This window comes from Streptomyces sp. NPDC058796 (genome assembly GCF_042745235.1).
Taxonomy (GTDB): domain Bacteria; phylum Actinomycetota; class Actinomycetes; order Streptomycetales; family Streptomycetaceae; genus Streptomyces.
Map to the genome: position 1 here is coordinate 115,736 of NZ_JBHYOP010000009.1, position 20,898 is coordinate 136,633.

At 73.3% G+C, this 20,898-nt stretch carries 24 protein-coding genes; 10 read left to right on the plus strand and 14 right to left on the minus strand.

The features are described from left to right. Nucleotides 1-4: 4 nt before the first annotated feature. From ACFW47_RS23065 to ACFW47_RS23075, 3 genes are all read left to right on the plus strand, one after another. Nucleotides 5-1,219, plus strand: coding sequence for a glycoside hydrolase family 64 protein (locus tag ACFW47_RS23065; protein WP_386306885.1), 1,215 nt, complete (start codon nt 5-7; stop codon nt 1,217-1,219). Between the two features lie 58 nt (nt 1,220-1,277). Next, nucleotides 1,278-2,387 carry a PP2C family protein-serine/threonine phosphatase gene (locus tag ACFW47_RS23070; RefSeq protein ID WP_386306886.1) on the plus strand — a complete coding sequence of 370 codons (1,110 nt, stop codon included), beginning with the start codon at nt 1,278-1,280 and terminating at the stop codon, nt 2,385-2,387. 127 nt (nt 2,388-2,514) lie between these two features. Then, the gene (locus ACFW47_RS23075) at nt 2,515-2,736 is read left to right on the plus strand and encodes a hypothetical protein (protein ID WP_386277447.1); all 222 of its coding nucleotides are present in this window, start codon (nt 2,515-2,517) and stop codon (nt 2,734-2,736) included. Between the two features lie 90 nt (nt 2,737-2,826). On the opposite strand, the gene ACFW47_RS23080 is transcribed toward ACFW47_RS23075, so the two are convergent. From ACFW47_RS23080 to ACFW47_RS23095, 4 genes are all read right to left on the minus strand, one after another. Beyond that, a complete protein-coding gene (locus ACFW47_RS23080; RefSeq protein WP_386277449.1) occupies nt 2,827-3,330 on the minus strand; it encodes a DUF5709 domain-containing protein in 504 nt (167 codons plus the stop codon). A gap of 97 nt (nt 3,331-3,427) precedes the next feature. Continuing rightward, nucleotides 3,428-4,906 (minus strand): hypothetical protein, encoded by a 1,479-nt coding sequence (locus ACFW47_RS23085; protein WP_386306888.1) that lies wholly within the window; start codon nt 4,904-4,906, stop codon nt 3,428-3,430. A 181-nt stretch (nt 4,907-5,087) separates the two neighbouring features. Further along, nucleotides 5,088-7,442, minus strand: a complete 2,355-nt coding sequence (locus ACFW47_RS23090; protein ID WP_386277453.1) for a glycoside hydrolase family 65 protein — start codon at nt 7,440-7,442, stop codon at nt 5,088-5,090. After that, nucleotides 7,439-8,179, minus strand: coding sequence for a beta-phosphoglucomutase family hydrolase (locus ACFW47_RS23095; RefSeq protein ID WP_386277455.1), 741 nt, complete (start codon nt 8,177-8,179; stop codon nt 7,439-7,441). The genes ACFW47_RS23090 and ACFW47_RS23095 overlap by 4 nt, the downstream gene beginning before the upstream one ends. 54 nt (nt 8,180-8,233) lie before the next feature. On the opposite strand from ACFW47_RS23095, the gene ACFW47_RS23100 reads away from it, so the two are divergent. Further along, on the plus strand, nt 8,234-8,908 hold the full coding sequence (locus ACFW47_RS23100) for a nucleoside/nucleotide kinase family protein (RefSeq protein ID WP_386277457.1): 675 nt from the start codon (nt 8,234-8,236) through the stop codon (nt 8,906-8,908). Here ACFW47_RS23100 and ACFW47_RS23105 read toward each other — a convergent pair. Together ACFW47_RS23105 and ACFW47_RS23110 are read right to left on the minus strand one after the other, a co-directional pair. Next, complete coding sequence (locus ACFW47_RS23105) at nt 8,903-9,328, minus strand: DUF3662 domain-containing protein (protein WP_386277459.1); 426 nt, start codon at nt 9,326-9,328, stop codon at nt 8,903-8,905. The genes ACFW47_RS23100 and ACFW47_RS23105 overlap by 6 nt on opposite strands. Before the next feature lie 15 nt (nt 9,329-9,343). Further along, nucleotides 9,344-9,508: a hypothetical protein gene (locus ACFW47_RS23110; protein WP_386277461.1), complete on the minus strand. Its 165-nt coding sequence runs from the start codon at nt 9,506-9,508 to the stop codon at nt 9,344-9,346. A 146-nt stretch (nt 9,509-9,654) separates the two neighbouring features. Between ACFW47_RS23110 and ACFW47_RS23115 the strand changes: the two genes are divergently transcribed. Both ACFW47_RS23115 and ACFW47_RS23120 read left to right on the plus strand, forming a co-directional pair. Continuing rightward, nucleotides 9,655-10,572, plus strand: a complete 918-nt coding sequence (locus ACFW47_RS23115; RefSeq protein ID WP_386277463.1) for a MurR/RpiR family transcriptional regulator — start codon at nt 9,655-9,657, stop codon at nt 10,570-10,572. Nucleotides 10,573-10,899: 327 nt separating this feature from the next. Next, nucleotides 10,900-11,280, plus strand: coding sequence for a hypothetical protein (locus ACFW47_RS23120; RefSeq protein ID WP_386277465.1), 381 nt, complete (start codon nt 10,900-10,902; stop codon nt 11,278-11,280). A 24-nt stretch (nt 11,281-11,304) separates the two neighbouring features. Here the strand turns inward: ACFW47_RS23120 and ACFW47_RS23125 are convergent, their stop codons facing one another. Together ACFW47_RS23125 and ACFW47_RS23130 are read right to left on the minus strand one after the other, a co-directional pair. After that, nucleotides 11,305-11,793, minus strand: a complete 489-nt coding sequence (locus ACFW47_RS23125; RefSeq protein WP_386306889.1) for a flavin reductase family protein — start codon at nt 11,791-11,793, stop codon at nt 11,305-11,307. Between the two features lie 11 nt (nt 11,794-11,804). Next, nucleotides 11,805-12,644, minus strand: a complete 840-nt coding sequence (locus ACFW47_RS23130; RefSeq protein ID WP_386277469.1) for a hypothetical protein — start codon at nt 12,642-12,644, stop codon at nt 11,805-11,807. Nucleotides 12,645-12,793: 149 nt separating this feature from the next. Here ACFW47_RS23130 and ACFW47_RS23135 point away from each other — a divergent pair, with 149 nt between their 5' ends. Further along, nucleotides 12,794-13,546, plus strand: a complete 753-nt coding sequence (locus ACFW47_RS23135; protein WP_386277471.1) for a TetR family transcriptional regulator — start codon at nt 12,794-12,796, stop codon at nt 13,544-13,546. 172 nt (nt 13,547-13,718) lie between these two features. Continuing rightward, complete coding sequence (locus ACFW47_RS23140) at nt 13,719-14,132, plus strand: Zn-ribbon domain-containing OB-fold protein (RefSeq protein ID WP_386277473.1); 414 nt, start codon at nt 13,719-13,721, stop codon at nt 14,130-14,132. A 19-nt stretch (nt 14,133-14,151) separates the two neighbouring features. Here ACFW47_RS23140 and ACFW47_RS23145 read toward each other — a convergent pair whose 3' ends face one another. Further along, the gene (locus ACFW47_RS23145) at nt 14,152-14,538 is read right to left on the minus strand and encodes a PPOX class F420-dependent oxidoreductase (protein ID WP_386277475.1); all 387 of its coding nucleotides are present in this window, start codon (nt 14,536-14,538) and stop codon (nt 14,152-14,154) included. Nucleotides 14,539-14,588: 50 nt separating this feature from the next. Then, complete coding sequence (locus ACFW47_RS23150) at nt 14,589-15,776, minus strand: MalY/PatB family protein (protein ID WP_386306892.1); 1,188 nt, start codon at nt 15,774-15,776, stop codon at nt 14,589-14,591. Between the two features lie 180 nt (nt 15,777-15,956). Here ACFW47_RS23150 and ACFW47_RS23155 point away from each other — a divergent pair, with 180 nt between their 5' ends. Further along, nucleotides 15,957-17,306, plus strand: a complete 1,350-nt coding sequence (locus ACFW47_RS23155; protein ID WP_386306894.1) for a S1 family peptidase — start codon at nt 15,957-15,959, stop codon at nt 17,304-17,306. 76 nt (nt 17,307-17,382) lie between these two features. Here the strand turns inward: ACFW47_RS23155 and ACFW47_RS23160 are convergent, their stop codons facing one another. The 3 genes from ACFW47_RS23160 to ACFW47_RS23170 all read right to left on the minus strand — a co-directional run bounded on the left by ACFW47_RS23160 (nt 17,383) and on the right by ACFW47_RS23170 (nt 19,394). Next, nucleotides 17,383-17,562 carry a hypothetical protein gene (locus ACFW47_RS23160; RefSeq protein WP_386277481.1) on the minus strand — a complete coding sequence of 60 codons (180 nt, stop codon included), beginning with the start codon at nt 17,560-17,562 and terminating at the stop codon, nt 17,383-17,385. Between the two features lie 172 nt (nt 17,563-17,734). Then, a complete protein-coding gene (locus tag ACFW47_RS23165) occupies nt 17,735-18,430 on the minus strand; it encodes a L,D-transpeptidase family protein (protein ID WP_386306895.1) in 696 nt (231 codons plus the stop codon). Between the two features lie 163 nt (nt 18,431-18,593). Then, on the minus strand, nt 18,594-19,394 hold the full coding sequence (locus ACFW47_RS23170) for an SDR family NAD(P)-dependent oxidoreductase (RefSeq protein ID WP_386277486.1): 801 nt from the start codon (nt 19,392-19,394) through the stop codon (nt 18,594-18,596). A 51-nt stretch (nt 19,395-19,445) separates the two neighbouring features. Here ACFW47_RS23170 and ACFW47_RS23175 point away from each other — a divergent pair, with 51 nt between their 5' ends. Further along, entirely contained in the window at nt 19,446-19,985 is a 540-nt protein-coding gene (locus ACFW47_RS23175; RefSeq protein ID WP_386277488.1) for a hypothetical protein, read from the plus strand. On the opposite strand, the gene ACFW47_RS23180 is transcribed toward ACFW47_RS23175, so the two are convergent. Beyond that, nucleotides 19,969-20,895: an SDR family oxidoreductase gene (locus tag ACFW47_RS23180; protein ID WP_386277490.1), complete on the minus strand. Its 927-nt coding sequence runs from the start codon at nt 20,893-20,895 to the stop codon at nt 19,969-19,971. The two genes, ACFW47_RS23175 and ACFW47_RS23180, sit on opposite strands and share 17 nt — an antisense overlap. Nucleotides 20,896-20,898 lie beyond the last annotated feature (3 nt).

A 20,898-nucleotide genomic window follows, 5' to 3' on the forward strand; every position in this document is an offset into this window, starting at 1 on the left:
CCACATGACTCCCCGTCACCAGCGCCCGCTCGGCCGCCGCAAGCTCCTCGCCGCCCTCGGCGGCGCGGCCGTCGCCGCCCCCGTCGCCGCCGCCGTCGCCCCGCACGCCCTCGCCGGCGTCGGCGCGGACGGCGACCCGGCCGCACCCCGGACCGAGGCCGCGGGCGCACTGCCGCTGACGCTCGTCAACCGCACCGGCTCGTTCGGCAACGCGGACGTGCACGTCTACATCGTCGGCAACCAGGACGGCACTCAGGTGCGCGTCACCCCCGACGGCACCGTCGCGCCCGTGGCGCTGTCGGACAACGGGGCCGACGGCTACACCGACTACGCGATCAGCCTCGCCGGCAGCGGAGAGACAACGCTGTCACTGCCGTACCTCTCCGGCCGGATCTACGTGTCGCTCGGCGCGAAACTGAAGTTCAAGGTCGTCTCCGACGGCGCCGGCCGACCGGCCCTGCAGTACCCGGCGGGCTGGGTGAAGTCCGACCCCAACTACGGGGTGCTGCACGACTGCGCCGAGTTCACCCACAACTCCTCCGGGATGTTCTGCAACACCACCATGGTCGACATGTTCAGCGTGCCGCTGAGCATCCGCCTGACCGGAGCCAAGGACCAGACGACCGGCACCGTGCGCCCCGGCGGGCGGGCGGCCGTCTTCGAGGCCGTGCGGTCGGTCGAGGAGTTCGCCCCGCTCGTCGTGGACGACACCCGCGTGATCGCGCCCGGTCACGGTCTGGACGCCGGACTGTTCCCCGAGGACTACCTGGCCCCGTACATCGACGAGGTCTGGAGCACCTACACCGGCAAGGACCTGCGGATCACCACCGACGCCGGTACCTTCACAGGCCGGGTGCGCGGTGGGCGGCTGGCCTTCGACGGGCCCGCACAGGTGTCGTTCGCCAAGCCGTCCACCCGGGACGTGCTCTTCTGCGACGGCGCCCTCGCCGCGCCCAACGACGGCACGACCGGCCCCGTCGCGGCGGTCCTGGGCGCCGGTTTCAACCGCTCCACACTGGTCTCCTCCCCCGACCAGCCCACGACCGACCCGGCGGCCTTCTACCGGACCGCGCTGACCAACCACTACTCCAGGGCCGTGCACGCGGCCACCGAGGACGGAAAGGCGTACGGCTTCGCCTTCGACGACGTCGCGGACTTCGCCTCGTACATCCAGGACACGGCGCCCACCGGGTTCCGGCTGACCCTCACCGCGTTCTAGGGCCACGGCCGCCCGGCCCGGCGTGCGGGAGGCGGGGCGGCGTAGGAGCGTGGTGGGTGTGCGAAGGGTGCCGGACCCGCCACCGCGCCGGGGCGAGGAGCGGCGGAGCTGGCTGAGCGGTGCTCCGCCGCCCCGCTGGGTGCGGGTGCTCCCGCCGGTCCTCGTCGGGGTGATCTGCGCGGCGACGCTGCTCAGCGACGACCGGCTGGACATCGGCTTCCTGCTGGGCGCCATTCCGCCGCTGGCCGTCCTGTCGTACGGCCCGCTGGTGACGGCGCTGCTGTGCGGGGCGGTGATCGCGCTGCTGACCGTCCCGGCCTTCCAGCTCGACCGGCCCGGCGACGCCGACCTGCTGACCGTCGTGTTCGTCTCGGTGCTGAGCGTCTTCGTGTCCTTCGTGCGCAGTCGCCGCGACGCCCAGCTGGACCTGGAGCGCACGGTCGCCGAGGCCGCGCAGCGGGCGGTCGCGCCGCCGCTGCCCGAGCGGGTCGGAGCGGTGCGCTGCGCGGGGCTGTACCGGGCGGCCCAGCGCGGCACCCTGGTCGGGGGCGACTTCTTCGACGTGCGGGACGGGCCCTTCGGCGTACGGGCCGTGATGGGCGACGTACAGGGCCACGGGCTGTCGGCGGTGTCCACGGTCGCCTCGCTGCTGGGGGCGTTCCGGGAAGCGGTGCTGGACCAGCCGGACCTGGCGTCGGTGGCGGGGCGGCTGGACCGCAGGCTGCTGGTGGACTCCGCGGGCGCGCGGCACGCCGAGCTGTTCGCGACGGCCGCGCTGCTGGAGTTCTCCGCCGACGCGCTGCGGGTGCGCGTCGTGGTGTGCGGCAATCCGCCGCCCTTCCTGCTGCGCGGTGCGCGCGCCACGGAGCTGGAGGTCTCCCCGTGGACGCCGCTGGGGCTCGGGCTGGCGGACGCCGGCGCGATCGACGCGTGCACGGTGGCGCTGCGCCCCGGGGACCGGCTCTTCCTCGCCTCCGACGGGGTGGTCGAGGCCAGGGACGACAGCGGTGCCTTCTACCCGCTGGCCGACCGGCTGACCGCGCTCCTCGCCGAGGAGGACGGGGATCCCGCCGCGCTCCCGGAGCGCGTCTGGGCCGACCTCGTGCGCTTCTGCCCGGATGTGGAGGACGACGTCACGATGCTCGTCCTGGTGCCCTCACCGTCGTGACGGGCCGCAGCGCGTCCGGTCCTCCGGATGCGCGGTCCGCTTCCGCATTGAATGGTGATATCGGGATATTCGGGACCGACAACAGCACGGCACCGAAGCAGCGAACCGGATCCGAGGAGCACTGATCATGTCGACGTCACAGCCCGACGCCTCCCGGCCGTCCGAAACCCGCGCGGGGGACGACCGCGCTACACCGGACGACCTGCTCCACGCCCGCACCGGCACCGACGTGTCCCCCGAGGACGTGGTGCTCGCGGCCGGCCGGGACATCACCCCGGCCAACCTCGAATGGGCCCGGCGCAAGCTGGCCGAGGAGGGCCCCGCCGCCCTGGACAAGCTGCTGCCCTGACCACCGGGCGGCCGGCTCCCGGCACCGTCCGGGCCGGGCCCGTGCGCGGCGCGCACCGGCCCGGCCCGGTCGACGGTGTGCCCCGCCGGATCAGGCGGATCGGCCGGGGCGGGCGTCCTCGCCCTCCGGCAGCTCCGTCTCGTCCTCCACGACGTGCACGGCGGCCTCCTCCGCGCCCGCGGCCCCGCCGTCGACACCGACGTCCTCGGCGACCGTCTCCTTGGTCGTGTCGGTGCGTACGCCCTCGTCCGGGGCGACCAGCCGCCCGGAGCGGTCGGAGCCCGCCTCCGGGTCGACCGGCTCGCCCTCGCCGCCGGGCTGGTCGCCCACGCCGTCCCCGTCGGGCCCGGACACGTCGGGCACCTCCTGGGAGAGCCGCTGGTCCAGGGTCTCGCCGTCGTGCTGCTCGGCGGCCGTGGTGCCGTGCTTGGTCACGCCGAGCGGCTTCTCCGGCGGGGAATAGCCCTCGTCCAGCGTGTCGTCGTAGGTCCGCTCGTCGACGGCGTCCTGGAGGTCGAGGGGCGCGGCGTCCTCCTGCTCCTCGTTGTTCCCGGTGGGCTGGTAGGCGTCGTCGGCCATCGGGTCCGTGCCCATCGCTGCCTCCCTCTCGCGCTGCGTCGGCATGGTGGTCTCGGTGTGCGGTTCGCGTTTCCCGATACGCGATCTCTAACCCGCTCCGGGAGGGTGGTCTTCACCCGCGCGGCGCGACCCGGACGGTCAGGTCGGTGATCCGGTACGGGGTCCAGTCGCGGGCGTAGCCGGGGGTGCCGCCTCCCGGGCCGGTGATGGCGGCGACCGGGAGCCGGCGGGCGGTGTCCACGATTTCGGCGGCGGTGGTGTTCTCGTTGTTCCCGCTGGTCGCGCCGGAGGAGCAGCCGGTGTAGTAGCCGATCGGGATGGACTCGTGCCCGGTGATCAGGCAGGGCGGGCGGACCCCGAGCCGGTGCAGCTCGTCCGCGACGCGGGCCCAGTCCTCGCGGCTCGCGACATTGCGGTCCACGGTGCCCTCCAGGACGGCGAACTGCACGGCCAGGTGACCGGCGACCGCGAGCGCGACCAGGGGCGCGGCCAGCGGCCGCCACCGTCCCTGCCCCGTCCTGACGAGGTGCCACAGCGCGTCGGCGACCGGGACCGCCAGCAGGGCGTAGGCGGGCTGGAGGAAGCGCGGCGCCGCGTAGCCGATCATGAAGAGGTAGGGCGCCGCGGCGGTCGCGGCGCACACGAACGGGATCAGGGTGCGGGCGGTGCGCCGGGCCCGGACCGCGACGGCGACGCCGAGGACCGCGACGAACGGCAGGACGATCCACCAGGCGGTGACCACCGGGTGGGGCATCGGGCCGGTGCAGGGACGGCACAGGCCCCGGCCGCCCAGGCTGCGCATCTGGTCGTCGACGGCGATGTTCCAGCCGAGGCCGCCCTGGATCTCGGAAGCCCTGGACAGGCGCTCACCGAGGCCGCCGTACCAGCCGTAGGCCTCGATCACCCACTCCACTCCCCCGGCGGCGAGGCCGCCCGCGAGGGCGAGCAGCAGCAGCCACCGCCGGCGTACGAGGACCAGGACGAGCAGGGGCACGGTCACCCACACCGCGTCGGTGGGCCGCATCCACGCCATGAGCGCCGCGCCGGCCACCACGCCCCACAGCGCCGCCCGCCCGGAGCTCCGCTGCCAGTACCGCACGAAGCAGCCCACGCAGATCAGGGCGCCGATCGCGACCCAGTAGTTGGGCATGGCCTGCGGGCCGTAGAACAGGCTCACCCACAGGGTGGCGAAGAACGCGCCTGCGGTGGCCAGGACGCGGGCCGGGAACAGTCCCTGCCAGGCGCGCAGGGCGAGATACAGGCCTACGCCGGACAGTACGGCGAGGTAGACGCGCAGCAGTTCGGTGGAGGCGGACCAGGAGGCGACGGGCGCCACCAGCAGGGAGACGCCCCGGGAGCGCGGTGCGCTGAAGAAGGCGGCCGGATGGTGGGTGGTGACCTGGCTGGTGTACACGATCTCGTCCCAGCCGAGGCCCATCCACGGGTGGACGAAGATCAGCTGGGCGAGCGTGAACACGGCGGCCACGGCCGCGATCAGGGCGTCGCCGCGCAGGCGTCGCGTGATGCCGGGCGGCGTGGCCGGCTCGCCGCGTCGGCCGCCGGCGAGCATGGCGTTCGCGCCGTCGGTCATCGTGCACCCCTTTGCCCCCGCTCGTCGCGGGGTTGTGCGTTCCTGTTCCTCACCTCCTGCCGCCACTGGCGGGAGCCCGGAAGTCGGATTACATGGTCAAACTAGTGCGCGTGCCACGGCCGCGCAGGGCGGAACTCGGCCAGTCGCGCGGTTTTCGCCGGTCCCCGGCCCCGCGCCGGGGTCAACGGGCGTTGGGGCGGCGGTGCGGGGGCTGTTCGGGTGTGGGGCGCCGTTTGGGCGCGGGGATGGCGCGGGTGACGGGGCCGTCACCGTTCACGGCCAGCGCCTCGCCGTGGTGTCGGATGGTCAGCGGCTCGCCTTCGAGCAGGGTGTACGTCGCCTTGTCGGCGCGGACCTCCACGCGCAGGCACCGGCCGCGGAACTGCAGCCGGAAGGCGAGGCGGCTGAACTTCTCGGGCAGGCGCGGCGTGAAGCTCAGGCTGTCACCGTCCCGGCGGGTGCCGCCGAACCCGGCGACCAGCGCCATCCACGTACCGGCGAGGGAGGCGATGTGGAGTCCGTCGCGGGTGTTGTGCTCCAGGTCCGCGAGGTCCATCAGCGCGGCCTCGGCGGCGTAGTCGTAGGCCAGGCGCAGGTGCCCGGTCTGGGCGGCGACGACGGCCTGGCAGCAGGCGGACAGGGAGGAGTCCCGTACGGTGAGCGGCTCGTAGTAGGCGAAGTTGCGGGCGATCTGGTCCTCGTCGCAGTGGGCGTCGAACCAGCTGCCGCAGGTGTACATCGCCAGTACGAGGTCGGACTGCTTGATCACCTGCTTGCGGTAGAGGTCGAAGTAGGGGAAGTGCAGCATCAGCGGGTACTGGTCGGCGGCGGTGCGGGCGAAGTCCCAGCGCTGGTGCCGGGTGAAGCCGCAGTGCTGCTCGTGGACGCCGATCTCCTCGTTGTAGGGGATGTTCACGGACTCGGCGGCGTCCCGCCAGGCGGCGCTCTCCTCGTCGTCGACGCCGAGCCGGGCCGCGTCGTCGGGGTGGCGTTCGCACACGTCGGCGGCGGCGAGGAGGTTCGAGCGCGCCATGAGGTTGGTGTAGGTGTTGTCGTCGGCGATGGCGCTGTACTCGTCGGGTCCGGTGACGCCGTCGATGTGGAAGACGCCGTGGTGGTCGTGGTGGCCCAGCGAGCGCCAGAGCCGGGCCGTCTCCACCAGGAGTTCGAGGGCGGTGTCACGTTCGAAGTCGGTGTCGCCGGTCGCCGCCGTGTAGCGCACCGCGGCGTGCGCGATGTCGGCGGCCACGTGGAAGGCCGCCGTGCCGGCCGGCCAGTACGCGGAGCCCTCCGAACCGTCGATGGTCCGCCAGGGGAACGCGGCGCCGCGCAGCCCCAGCTGGGTGGCGCGGTCCCGGGCGGCGGGCAGGGTGTCCCGGCGCCAGCGCAGCGCCTCGGCGACGGCCCTGGGCTCGGTGTAGGTCAGCACGGGCAGCACGAACATCTCCGTGTCCCAGAACGCGTGCCCGTCGTAGCCGGAGCCGGTCAGTCCCTTGGCCGGAATCGCCCGCTGTTCGGCGCGGGCTCCGGCCTGGAGGACGTGGAAGAGGGCGAAGCGGACGGCCTGCTGGATCTCCTCGTCGCCGTGCACCTCGACGTCCGCCCGTCCCCAGAAGTCGTCGAGGTAGGAGCGCTGTTCGGCCACCAGGCCGTCCCAGCCGCCGTGCGCTGCGGCGGCCAGCGCGGCCTCGACCTGGTCGCTCATCGCGGGCCGGGAGCGGGCGCCCGACCAGCCGTGGGCGACCGTCTTGCGCACCCGCAGCCGCTGGCCGGGTTCCAGCACGGAGGTGATGGTCAGGCGAGCCACGTCCTCGTTGCTCTCGCTGCTGGTGGTGATCTCCCCCGGGGTGTCGACCTCGTGGTCGGCGGCGACGGCGACCCTGAGGCCGCTGCGCCGTGTCCGGTGGACCAGGCGCAGCCGGGAGCCGACGGCCATGTCCTCCTCGGGCTCCAGCGGGGACCTGAGCGCCTTGGAGGCACGCGGATCCCCGTCGGGGTCGGGCAGGCTCTCGTTGGCGACGAGTTCGGACTGGATGACGACCCTGGTCCGGCTGTCGAGGGGCTCCACCTCGTAGGAGACGGCGGCGATGGCCCGCTGGGTGAGCGAGACCAGCCGGGTGGAGCGCACCCGGACGGTGGTGCCGGCCGGGGAGGTCCACTCGCAGGTCCGCTCCAGCACGCCGCGCCTGAGGTCCAGCGTCCGCTCGTGCTTGCCGAGCCGGCCGTAGCGCAGGTCGAAGGGTTCGTCGTCGACCAGCAGGCGCAGCAGCTTGCCGTTGGTGACGTTGATGACGGTCTGGCCGGACTCGGGATAGCCGTAGCCCGCCTCGGCGTAGGGCAGCGGGTGGAGTTCGTAGACGCCGTTGAGGTAGCTGCCGGGCAGGCCGTGCGGTTCGCCCTCGTCGAGGTTGCCGCGCCAGCCGATGTGCCCGTTGGACAGGGCGAAGACGGACTCGCTCTGGGCCAGCAGATCGAGGTTGAGGGCCGTCTCGCGCACGGACCAGGGTTCGACGCTGTATGTACGGTTGGTGATCACGCCTCGCCTCCCAGCTCGGCGAGGTCCTTGACGACGCGGTCGGCGCCGTGGGCGTAGAGGGCGTCGGTCTGGCCGACGCGGTCGACTCCGACGACGTAGCCGAAGTGCCCGGACCGTCCCGCGTCCATGCCGGCCAGGGCGTCCTCGAAGACGGCGGCCCGGGACGGCTCGACGCCCAGGTCGCGGGCGGCGGCGAGGAAGGTGTCGGGGCGCGGTTTGCCCGGGAGCTTCCGCTCGCGGGCCACCACGCCGTCGATGCGTACGTCGAACAGGCGCTCGGCGTCGATGGAGCGGAGCACGTCGCGGGTGTTGGCGCTGGAGGAGACGATCGCGGTGGCCAGGCCGGCGGCGCGGACCGCGTCGATGTAGCGCAGCGTGCCGTCGTAGGGTTCGACGCCGTCGGTGCGGATCTTCTCCAGGACCAGTGCGTTCTTGCGGTTGCCGACGCCGTTGACCGTCCGCGCCTCCGGTGGGTCGTCGGGGTCGCCCTCGGGCAGTTCGATGCCGCGGGAGGCAAGGAAGGTGCGTACGCCGTCGGCGCGGGGACGGCCGTCGACGTACTCGTCGTAGTCGGAGTCGGTGAAGGGCCTGAAGTCCGTGCCGTCGCGCTCGCGCAGGAAGGCGTCGAAGGTCTCCTTCCACGCGGCGGCGTGCACCACCGCCGTCCTGGTGACGACCCCGTCGAGGTCGAAGAGGCAGGCCCGGATGGAGTCGGGAAGTCCCAGCTGCGTCGTCATACCCGACACAGTTCCCCGCCGGGGCGGGTCCGATCAGGTGACACACTCTGCGGTGTGCCGCTGACTTTCGACGACCTCCTCGCCCGCGCCCGCTCCCTGCCCCGTGACGGACGGCGCGCGATCCTCGGTATCGCCGGCAGCCCCGGGGCCGGCAAGTCGACGCTCGCCGAACGCCTGGTACGGGAGTTGAACGGGACGGGCACGCCGTGGGTGGCGCACGTCCCGATGGACGGTTTCCACCTCGCCGACGCCGAGCTGGACCGGCTGGGCCGCCGGGGCCGCAAGGGCGCGCCGGACACCTTCGACGCGGCCGGGTACGCGGCGCTGCTGGGCCGGCTGCGCGAGGAGGCGGCGGACGGCGGGGAGCCGGGCGGCGACATCGTGTACGCGCCGGGTTTCGAGCGGGTGCTGGAGCAGCCGGTCGCCGGGGCCGTGCCGGTGCCGCCGTCGGCCCGGCTGGTCGTGACGGAGGGCAACTACCTGCTGCTGGGCACCGGCGCCTGGGCGCGGGTGCGTGCGCGGCTCGACGAGGTGTGGTTCTGCGAACTCGCGGAGGCCGAGCGGGTCCGTCGCCTGGTGGCCCGGCACGAGCGGTTCGGCAAGTCCCACGACGACGCGGTCGCCTGGGTGCTGGGCTGCGACGAGCGCAACGCCGAGCTGGTCGCCGCCACCCGGGACCGCGCCGACCTCGTGGTGCCCGAGGAGGCGATGCCGCTCACCCGGTCATGAACCCGCGCCCGGCCCGCCCGGGGGCTCCGCCTGCGGGAAGCCGTCGGCGCTCACGTGCGGCAGCACGCCGCTCGCCACGCGGTAGCGTCCGCCAGGCACGTCGTCCGACCTGGTGACGTGCACGGCCAGCGGGCCGGCCCACTCGTAGCCGCGCCGTTCGGCGTGCCGGGCCAGGCTGTCGGTGAGCACCTGGCCCACCCGGCCGCCGCGGCGCGTCAGTTCGTCGTGGACGGCGCCGGCCAGGGCGACGTCGTAGGCGTTGGGGACCATGACCCGCCCCGCGGGCGAGACCACGGCTTTGCTGTCGCATTCGGTGCGCAGGGCGTCGAGGAGTTCGACGGGGTCCTTGTCGAAGACTCGCGCCCACAGTGCTTCCATACGGTTCTCGAGTGTCTTCTCCAGCGCGCTGATCGCGCCCATGCGTATCACCCGCGGTCATCGCTCGTCGTAGTCGTCGGGGCGGACGTGGGCCTCCTCCAGCGCCTCACGCATGGTGCGGCCGGTGCCGCCCTGCTGTCGGGGGGTCTCCTCGTTCTCGCGCTGGTCGAGGACGTCGTCGGTGGTGTCGGTCTTCGGCCGGTTCTCTTCCGGGACGGTCATGACGGTGCCTCTCGTGCTCGCCGTGGTCGCTTGCGAGGCCACGGGTTCCCGGAGGGCGGGGGGCTATCCCCGCCGGGTGCGACCGCCCTGCCGGTGACGAGGGGTGGGCTATGTTGACCTCCGTGGGAGACAAAGGAGGCGCACCCGTGCCATCGCCGCAGCAGGCCCGCGCACAGGCATCGGCGATCACCTCGGGACGTACGGCCCAGGAGGCGGAGGTCTCCGCCACGTCCCGGCTCAGGACACTGTTCGACCGGCCGCGTCTCTCCCCGGGGCAGCGGCGCATCGCCCAGTACCTGATCGAGCACCTCACCGAGGCGGCGTTCCTGTCGATCACCGACCTCGCCGACCGGGTGGGCGTCAGCCAGCCGTCGGTGACGCGGTTCGCCTCGGCGGTGGGCTTCAGCGGCTACCCGGCACTGCGGGAGCGGCTCCAGTCGATCGCGCTGGGCAGCCGGGGCGGCACCCCGGCCGAGGAGAACCGGGGCAACGAGCTCCAGGCGGCCGTCGACGCCGAGATCGAGAACCTGGAGAACCTGCGGCGCGACTTCGCCGACGCCGACCGGGTGATCGACGTCGGCCGCAGGCTGGCCGCGTCCGCCCCGCTGACCGTCCTCGGCCTGCGCATCTCCGTCTCGCTCGCCGAGTACTTCGCCTACGCGGCCCGCCGGGTCCACCCGGACGTGCGCCTGGTGACCCGCGGTGGCAGCGTCGCGTACGACGCCCTGCTCCAGTCGCGGGAGGCGGGCGGCACCTGGGTGCTGGCCTTCTCCATGCCCCGGCACGCCCACGAGACGCTGAACGCCGTCCGGGTGGCGCGCGGGGCCGGGCTGAAGGTGGCGCTGATCACCGACCTGGCCCTCGGTCCCGTCGTCGACGAGGCCGACGTCACCTTCGCGACGGGCACGGGGTCACGGCTGGTCTTCGACTCCTACGCGGCACCCGGCGTGATGTGCGCGGCCCTGCTCCAGGCCATGACCGACGCCGATCCGGAACGGACGCAGGCGCGGCTCGAGGAGTACGAGCAGGTCGCCGACCAGCACCAGTTCTTCCTGCGGGACTGAGCCGGCCGCCTCTCGCGGGTACGGCCCTGGCGATTGGTCGGCGCAGACAGGGGTCATCCGGATCAAAGCAGGCATGAATGTTTTCATACGTCTTGCAAAGCGGATGGCATATATAAATACTGCTCACGGATCGCGACCCGGCCGCCCCGGAGCGCGTCCGCACCTGCGTGGACATCCCTGGCCGCCGACTCCTACCCGCTCCGGCGTGTCCGGGATGTTCCGTCGGGCATCGCCTGCGCGAGCGCCCGCGGCGGTCCCGGTCGTCCCCTGGACCGGGACCGCCCCCCACCCGTCGCCCACCCCGTCGACGCCGCCACACCGGAAGCGATGATCATGCCCCTGACGACCACGCGCACCCACCCGGACTGGCCCTGCCAGGTGAAGACCCCCGGCAGTTACGACTGGGAACGCTCGGCGGCCAGGTGGCTGCGCGAGCTGGTGCCGTCGCGCTACGCCGGCTATCCCGCGCTGATCCGCCACCCGGTGCTGCTCGCCCGCCACGCGCAGATCCAGGTCCAGCACGAGATCCGGGTGGCGCGCACCGCCCTGCAGACGGCACGGGCGGATCTGCCCCGGCTGGGACTGCACGAGTCGGTCATCGAGCACACCATCAAGCTGTACGCGGCGGAGGTGCTGCAGTTGCAGCACATCGCGCGCAGCGTGCGGGCGGTCACCGAGGCGCTGGTCGAGCGCGGCACCGGGCGCTGACCCGGCCGGCCCGTGGTGAGCGCCTCAGTCCACCGGGTGCCCCGGCGCGATGTCCGCGGCGTCGGAGATCCGCAGCAGTGGGCCGCCGGACTTCTCCCGCCCGCCCCATTCGACGGGATCGAGGACGAACCCGACGTGGTCACCCCCGGGGACACGCTCCACGACGCGGCCGACGAACCACGCCTCGGCGTCCTCCAGCACCACCGCCCCGCCGTGGCCGGTGCGCCAGCGGACCCGCTGGAACTTGTCCGTCTCGTCCCCGGTCCGCCCCCCGAAGAGCTCGGCCGTCTCGTGCTGGTCGCGGGCGAGGAGGTGGACGGCCAGGACGTCGGCGGACCGCGCCACCAGGAAGGTCCGGTTGACCTCCGAGAGCCACACGGCGTACCGGACCGGGTCCAGGGAGCACTGCGAGGAGAACCCGACCAGGCACCCTGCCCGCTCCCCGCCCGCCGCGGCCGTCACCACGCACATGTCCGGGTCGAGCCGGTCGACGAACACGTCCATGCCCGCCATGGTAGAGGCGTTCAGTCCGCGAGAAGGCGCCGGAGGGCCGCCCGCAGGGCGGTGACGAAGGAGTCCCGGCGTGCCGCGCCGAGGGCGTCCAGCGACAGGTAGGGGTTGAGGTCCTCCAGCTCGACCAGGAGCAGCTCGCCACTGGGGGCGCGGCAGGCGTCGACGCGCTGGATCCCGTGGTCGATGCCGTTCCACTCGATGAACCGCCGGGCGAACTCGAGGTCCCGCGCGGTGGCGTCGTACGGTTCCAGCCGCCAGCGCCGGCCGGGGTCCGGCGCGTACAGGGCGTACTGGAAGCCGTCGTCGACGAAGTAGAAGGAGACCTCGTACGCGAAGTCGACGCGCGGCTGGACGAGGACGTCCCCGGCGTCGTCGTCGCACAGCGCCTGCCGGAGGCGGTCCGCGGGCACGATCCGCAGGCCCGCCGAATCGGCGCCGAGCCGGGGCTTGACGACGTACTCCTCCGCCGCCGGCAGCAGGCCCAGGTCCTCCGGCCGGCCGACGGTGGGGATGACCGCCTCCCCCGCGGCGCTCATGTCGAGCAGGTACTGTTTGCCGGCCATGTCGGCCCGGCCGGTCAGCTGGTTGTAGACGCGGGTGGAGCGCTCGGCGGCACGCTCGCGGAAGGCGTCGTAGGCGGCCCGGTGCCCCAGCACGGGACCGCTGTTGCGGACGACGACGGCGTCGAAGGCGTCGAGCAGCGCGGCGGCCTCCTTCGGGTGGCACAGTGCCAGGTCGAACTCGTCGCGCAGGCGGGAGGCCAGGAAGATGTCCTCGTCGCAGTAGCGCCGCCCGCGCGCCTGGTAGGACAGGTCCGTGACGTACAGAAGACGGGGGCGGGCGGACGGCATGCGGAACACCTCGGGCTGATCGGGACTCCTCGGGGCTGATCGGTTGTGATCGTATGCGGTCAGCGGCGCGGCGCCCATGGGTGCACTCAGTTCCCTCCCTCGGCTGCACTGAGTGCCATGAAGGCCGGTGAACTGCTACGTTCCCCCTCATGAGCTCCAGCAGTGCGGCGCCCGGCCGCGGGGACGGCACCGGCGCGGCGGGTGCCACGGACGCGGCGGGCGGCCGTCCGCCGATGCGCGAGGCACTGGTCGCGGCGGCGTTCCGGCTGTTCCTGGAGCGGGGCTACGAACAGACGACCATCGACGACATCGTCGCGCTCGCGGGTGTCGGACGGCGGTCGTTCTTCCGCTACTTCCCGTCCAAGGAAGACGTGGTCTTTCCCGACCACGAGCGGTGCCTGGCGGACATGACGGCGTTCCTGGCCGCCTCGCCCGAGGACTCCGACCCGGTGGCGCGGGTCTGCGACGCGGCCCGGCTGGTGCTGCGCATGTACGCCGAGAACCCGGACTTCTCGGTACAGCGCTACCACCTCACCAAGAAGGTCCCGGGGCTGCGCGCCTACGAGTTGTCCGTGGTGTGGCGCTACGAGCGCGCCCTCGCCGAGTACCTGCGCGGCCGCCTCGGCGCACGGCCGGACGGGACCCTCCAGGCGGACGTGATCGCGGCCGCGGTGGTCGCGGCGCACAACAACGCCCTGCGGTCCTGGCTGCGTTCGGACGGGCGGGACGACGCGGGCGCCGCGGTCGACCACGCGCTCGGGTACGCGCAGTCCGCCTTCGGCAGCGTTCCCGCACTGCCGCCGGCCGCCGAGCGGGGGGACGTGGTCGTGGTCGTCACACGGCGCGGCGCACCTCTGTGGCAGGTCGTGCGGGAGGTCGAGGCGGCGTTCGCCGGCGACTGACCGCCGTCGGCGGCGGAACCGTTCCGTCCGTAATCGAGGGTACCGAGTGCCTTTACCTGTGGCACGGAGTGCCATAGCCTGAGGGTGTGCACGGTGGCACGGTCACCTCGCACACGCGTGCCCGGGCGACCGCGCACGCGGATTCCGGCTCGAGTGCAGGGAGTTGACCAGCGTGTACCACCACTCAGGAAACGTCGCTCAGCAGACGGCCGGCTCCGCGACGGGCGTGCTCGACCCCAAGGCCCCGGAGTCCGAGGCGATCCACTTCCAGCGCTGCACCTGGTGCGGCACCGCCATGTACCACCGGGTGCTCTGCCCGGTCTGTCGCGGAAGCGACCTGCGGACCGAACGCAGCGAGGGCACGGGGACGGTGCGGCACGCCACGGTGGTGCACCGCAACACCCCGGCCGCGCGCAACGTGTCCCTGATCGAGATGGCCGAGGGGTTCGTGCTGCGCGGCCGGGTCATGGGTCCGCTCATCGGCATCCACAGCGGCGACCGGGTCCGGCTGTCCACGGCCCAGGACCCCGTACGGGGCGAGCCGGTCTTCCAGCTGGTCGACGAGCCGTACCGGGCCTGGACCTGAGCGGCGGTGCCCCGGCCGCTCAGGGCGCGGACGTGATCCGGATGCCCACGGTGCCGTCGAGGCCGCGGCGCAGCCGGCTGCCCAGGAGGGTGAGCCTCCCGACGACGCCGTACTTGCGGGCGATCAGCCGGCGGTAGCGGCCGGTGGTGGCCGGGTCGCAGATCTCCGCCGTCGCCGGGACCTGGTCGCCGGTCGGCCGGCCGCGCAGGTCGCACGGGCCGACCAGGACGTCCGCGCGGTTGCGGACCCGCTTGACCTTCCAGGAGTCGGCGGCCGTCCAGACGCCGAGCGCGTCCCCGTCCCGCACGACCCACACCGGAGTGGCGACCGGGGTGCCGTTCTTCCGGAACGTGGTGACCAGCAGGTACTTGCCGGCGCCGAGCCGGGCCATCGAGACGTCGTCCATGCCGGGAGTCTAGGCGTGCGACCGTTCCCGGTGGGGCGGCCCGGCACGCCTCAGCCTCGGCCCAGGGCCGCCGCCATCCGCCGTACCGCCTCCGTGATCACCTCCGCCGACGTCGCCAGGTTGAACCGCAGGTGTCCCGCGCCGCCGGCGCCGAAGGGGAAGCCGGAGCTGAGGGCCACCCGGCCGCGCCGCAGGAAGACGTCCGCCGGGTCGTCGCCGAGGTCCAGGGGGCGGCAGTCGAGCCAGGCCAGGTAGGTCGCCTCGCCCGGGCGGTGGACCACGCCGGGCAGGTGCTCGGCGAGCAGGCGGGTGAGCAGCCGCCGGTTCTCCTCGATCCCGGCCAGCACGGCGTCCAGCCAGGCGGTGCCGTCGCGCAGGGCCGCCGTGTGGGCCAGGACGCCGACGTGGCTCGCTCCGTGGCCCACCTCCTCGGGCATCCGCGCCAGGTCGGCGGCGGCGCCGGCCCCGGCGAGGGCGAGCGCCGCCTTGAGCCCGGGCAGGTTCCAGCCCTTGGACGCGGACATCAGCGCGAGGCCCCGCTCGGCGCCGGGCACGCTCAGGTACGGCACGAAACGCGCGCCGGGGGCGGTGACGACCGGCGCGTGGATCTCGTCGGCGACGACCCGGACGCCGTACCGCTCGGCGAGCGCGGCGACGGCGGCCAGCTCGTCGGCGGTGTGCACCGTGCCGGTGGGGTTGTGCGGGCTGCACAGCAGGTAGGCGGCGCGCCCTCCTCCGGCGACGGCCCGCCGGAACTCCTCCTCCAGTACGCCGAGGTCGAGGCGCAGGCCGGCCCCGAGGGGCGCTTCGACGACGCGCCGGTCCGTGTGGGTCACGAACGCGTAGAACGGCGGGTACACGGGCGGGTTGACGATCACCGGGTCGCCGGGGCCGGTGACCAGCTTGAGCATCTCGACGACGCCCAGCATCACGTCGGGCACGATCGCGGCGCGTTCCACGGCGAGGTCGTCCCAGCCCCAGCGCTTGCCCGCGAAGGCGGCCAGCGCCTCGGCGTAGGCGGTGCCCGCGGGATAGCCGGTGTCGCCGAGTTCCATGGCGTCGGTGACGGCGCGCACGACGGGTGCGGCGAGCGGAACGTCCATCTCGGCCACCCACAGCGGCAGCACGTCCGCCGGGTGGGTGCGCCACTTCATGCTCGTACGGCGGCGCAGCTGGTCGAGCGTGAGGGCCTGGAGGGGGTTGGTCTCGCCGGGCTGGTGCTCCTCGATGCTGGTCATGGGCACAAGATAGGCGGCGGCGGTGCGCGCGGGAAACGGTACGGGCGGGGCGCCGGGGACCGCGCGGGGCCGCCCGCACGGTGAACGCGGACGTGCCCGCCCCCGTAAGGGAGGAGGGCGCTCGATGACGGGAGGGCCCCGCGGCGGTGACGCCGTGAGTCCGGGTTCGGGAGCGCACGCATGAGGCACGCACGACGACGCATCGTCCGGCGAGTCGCACGGCTGGCGGCCGTCGGCGGACTGCTGGTCGGGGGGACGATGGTCACCCGGGCCGTGGCGAGCGAGCCTCCCGACGCCGCCGTGCCGCACACCCTGGCTCGGTCCGCGTCGGGCACCGGGGCCGGCCTCGTGTCGCGGCTGGGCACCGAACGTACGGCGGGCCACTGGGTCGGCTCCGACGGACGGCCGGTCGTCGCGGTCACCGACGAGCGCGCCGCGCGGGAGGTGCGCCGGGCCGGCGCCGAGGCGAAGGTCGTGCGGCACAGCATGACCGAGCTGAAGTCCGCGACGTCGGCGCTGCGTTCGGCACCTCGGGTGGCCGGGACGGCGTGGGCACTCGACTACCGGGCCAACGAGGTGGTGGTGCGGGGGGACAGCACGGTCTCCCGGTCCGACTGGTCCCGGCTGACGGACGTCGCCGAGGGCATCGGCGGTTTCGTCCGCATGGAGCGCACCGAGGGAGCCTTCACCACGCGCCTGAACGGTGCCGAGCCGATCCTGTCCACGGCGGGTCGCTGCTCGGCGGGCTTCAACGTGACCGACGGGCGCGGCGACTTCATCCTCACCGCGGGTCACTGCGGGCCGACGGGGTCGGTGTGGTTCGGGGACGGCCGGGGCGACCGGCGGGTCGGCGAGACCGTGGCCGGGAGCTTTCCGGGGGACGACTTCTCCCTGGTGGAGTACGCGACCGGCGAGGCGGGCGACGGCGCCGACGTGGTGGCCGTCGGCGGGGGCAAGGGGGTGCGCATCACGGGCGTGGGTGAACCGGCCGTGGGTCAGCGGGTGTTCCGCAGCGGCAGCACCAGCGGGCTGCGTGACGGACGGGTGACCGCGCTCGGCGCGACGGTCAACTACCCGGAGGGCACCGTCACCGGGCTGATCGAGACCGACGTGTGCGCGGAACCGGGCGACAGCGGGGGGCCGATGTTCTCCGAGGGCATCGCGCTCGGCGTCACCTCGGGCGGCAACGGCGACTGCGACGAGGGGGGCACGACGTTCTTCCAGCCGCTGCCGGAGGCCATGGCGTCGCTCGGTGTCCGGCTGCTCGTCTCCGAGGAGGAGGGGGCGGCGCCGGGAGCGGCGCCCTCCGCGCCGGCCGGCACCGGCGGTGGTGCCGCTCCGGGCGCCACCGCGCCGGTGACGGGTGTCGACGGCTCGACACTTCTGTCCCGGCTCACCGACCGCGGGAACGTCGGTCCCGGCATGCTCGTCGTCGCGGGCAGCATGGTCGCTCTGGTGGCGACCCGCTGGATCCGCGCGGAGCAGGACCGCAAGGCGTATCGGCGGCACTACTCGGCGACGTGGGGGTGATCCCGGGTCGGTGCGAGAAGGGCACCCGCGCGGGGTGCCCGGGGCCACCGGGCGCGGAGGAGTCCCGGGGCGCCGGTCAGGCGGCGCGCTCCGGGTCCGCGGCGGCCCACTCCATGACGAGCCGCTGGTACTCCTCACGCTGCTCGACGCTCAGTGTCCCGCCCGACCGGAGCCACAGGGCCCGGATCTCCTCGTTGACCTCGGCAGCCGATCGCTCGGAGGAGGGTTCAACAGTGGTGGACATGCTGTGAAGCATACGGCGCCGGGCGTGAAGACGATGTGAGTAATCGCCAGCCAAACGGACAAAACGGACCGTGTTACTGGTCACGTCAATTTTCCCATCTGTCAAGACCAGCGGGCGAGTTCGTTGCCTGCGACTGTGTTCTGCCCCACATGTGCCGCCACCCGGCTCCCGGCGCCCCCGGGCGTCAGGTGCCCGGCTTGCGGCCGTACACGAAGACGCCGTCGCCCTTCTTCAGCAGCGACCAGTACTTCTTGGCGTCCGTCTTGGTCATGTTGACGCAGCCGTGCGAGCCCGGCGGGTTCCACATGCTGACGCCGGCCGAGTGGAAGGCCTGACCGCCGTCGAAGAACTGGCTGTAGGGCATCGGCACGTCGTAGAGGGTCGAGTGGTGGTCGATGTTGCGCCAGTAGACCTTCTTCAGTCCGGTGCGGGTCTCGTGGCCGTCGCGCCCGGTACGGACCGGGACCGGCCCGTACACCAGCTTCCCGCCGTCCTGGATCCAGCTCAGCTGGAGGGTGAGGTCCACACAGGCGATGCGGCCCTTGTTGACCGGACACTTGCCCGACTTGTTGGGGTTCTTCCCGACGGCCTTCTGCTTCTGCATCAGGTCCATGACGCCCCAGGTGACGGGGCCCGCGTAGCCGATGTTCGGCCTGATTCCGTGCTTGGTCTGGAAGGCGCGGACCGCCTTGCAGTCGGCGGTGGACTGCTTGCCGTCGGCCGGACGGCCGAGGAACTTCTCCACCTTCTTCTGGTACGGGCCCGTCTGCGTCGTGCAGCTCGCGGCCTGGGCCGGCGCGGCGCCCAGCGTGAGTGTGAGCGGTGCCACCAGCGCGGTGAGCCCGAGCGCGACGGCTCCTCGCCTGCGTATGTCCCCCATGGTCGGCCTTTCGCGTAGAAGCGATGGGAAGGGGCCGGAAGGTCGCCCTTCATGCGGTTCCCGACTGCTAGACCACCATTGAGAGGTTTCGGTTGCCCACCGCGCCGCGGCGTGGCCGAACAGTGACGAATACCACCGGGTGCCCGTCTCCCGGCGGGCGCCGTCAGTCCGTGTCTTCCCCCTCCCGCACCGCCTGCCGGAACCCGGTGTTGACCGCGGTCAGCCCGCCGTCGACGACCAGCGTCGTGCCGGTGACCCAGGAGGCGTCGCGGGAGGCGAGGAAGGCGACGGCCGCCGCGATGTCCTCGGGTTCGCCGACCCGCCCCAGCGGATACAGTCCCCGCACCGCCGCCAGGTCCTCGTCCCGCCCCTCCCACGCGGTGGTGCGCACGGTGCCCGGCGCCACCAGGTTGACGCGGACGCCGCGCGGCGCGGCGTGCCCGGCGAGAGTGCGGGTGAGGGAGGCGAGGCCGGCCTTGGCGGCGCTGTAGGCGTGGTTGCCGAAGTCCTGGACGCCGTTGACCGAGCCGACGCTCACGATCGCACCGCGCCCCGAGGCCGCGAGGTGGGGCAGCGCGGCCCGGCAGCAGCGGTAGGCACCGGTGAGGGTGACGTCGAGGTCGCGGGCCCAGACCTCGTCGGCCTCGTCCTCGAAGAGCGGGGCGTCCGGCGCACAGGCGTAAGCGTTGTTGACCAGGACGTCGAGGGTGCCGAAGGTGTCCACGGCGTGGGCGACGGCGGCCTCGACGGACGCCCGGTCGGTGACGTCGCAGCCGAAGGCCTCGACGCCGAGACCCTGTTCCGCCAGTCCCCGTGCCGTCCGCCGCGCGGCCGCGAGGTCGGCGTCGGTCAGCAGTACCCGCGCCCCCTCCGCGGCCAGCCGGCGGGCGGTGGCCGCGCCGATGCCGCGGGCCGCGCCCGTGACCAGTGCTCCGTGGTCGGTGAAACGCCCTGTGTCCGTCATGGGCACCGACCGTACTGCCGAAACGATCACCGCGGCAGGTAGCGTGCGCGCATGTCCGTGTTCTTGCAGCAACTCCCCGCTCTCATAGGCGTCGTGATCGGTGCCCTCGGTTCGTATCTCGCCGTGGTCCGCAGTGACCGGGACCGGTTCCGCCGGGAGACTGCGGCGCGCTGGGAGGAGCGCAGGCTCGCGGTGTACGCCGACTACGCGCGGGCCCTCAAGACCTCCGTCACGCTGACGTACCGGATCGCCGCCCACCTCGGCAACGACCCGCACCCCCACCCGTTGAGCCCCGAGGAGGCCGCGTCGGCCCAGGCCGAGGCCACGCTCGCCCGGGACCCGGCCGGGGAGGCGCTGCTCCTGCTGGGCGGCAAGGAGGTCGTGGAGAAGGCGCGGGTCTGGGTCGTGGCGGTACTGGACATGGAGCGCTTCCTGCGCGAGGAGAGGCGCGACCCGGATGCCTGGCTGGCCCTGCTGGACCGGCAGCGCGCCGGCCGCGAGGGCTACTACACGGCCGTGCGCGAGGACTTGGCCCTGCCGCCGGGTCACGCGGCCCGGTGGCCGCTGCCGCCCGTCAGCGGTAACCGGTGACGTCGGCCGGCTTGCCCGGGTCCTGGACCTCGACGAGGTAGCGCCAGGCGTCCGGGCGGCTGCCGTCGAGGTCCGTGAAGCCGTACTCCCGCGCCAGGCCTCCGCTGGACAGAGACCGTCCGTTGAGGCGCGACACGTGCGGGTCGGTGGCGAGGGCGGTGACGGCGCGGCCGACGTAGCGGGGAGTCTCGGAGATGGCGAAGTGCGGGACGCGGTCGAGGGCGTCGCGCCAGTTGTCCTCGCGTACGCCGAAATGGTCGAGCATGATCTCCGAGCGCAGCCAGCCCGGGGTCAGCGCGACGGCGGTGGCGCCGCGCGGGCCGACTTCGTGGCCGAGGGCGAAGGCCATGCGCAGGACGGACGTCTTGGCGAGGTCGTAGAAGAACGAGACGCGGTAGTGGTCGCGGTTGTAGTCGTCGGTGCCGTCGGTGACCTCCACGACCAGCCCACCGGGGCGGCGCAGCAGCAGCGGCAGGGCGTGGTGACTGGTGATGGCATGGGTCTCGACCGCGAGCCGCAGCAGCCTGAGCCCCTTGTCGAGGTCGTGCTCCCAGACGGGGCTGTCCCATGCGAAGAGGTGCTCGCCGCCCCAGATGTCGTTGACCAGGACGTCGAGGCGGTCCTGCTCGCGGGCGACGCGGTCGACGAGCACGGCGACCTGCGTGGGGTCGAGGTGGTCGGTCGGTACGGCGATGCCGTGGCCGCCGGCCTCGGTGACCAGGTCGGCGGTGTCCTCGATGGTCTCCGGGCGGTCGTACTCGGAGCGGCGGGCGCGGGTGCTGCGGCCGGTGACGTAGACGGTGGCGCCGGCCGCGCCCAGTTCGACGGCGATGCCGCGTCCGGCGCCGCGGGTCGCTCCGGCGACCAGCGCGACCCTGCCCGAAAGCGGCTTGTTCGGTGACTGTGCCATGTC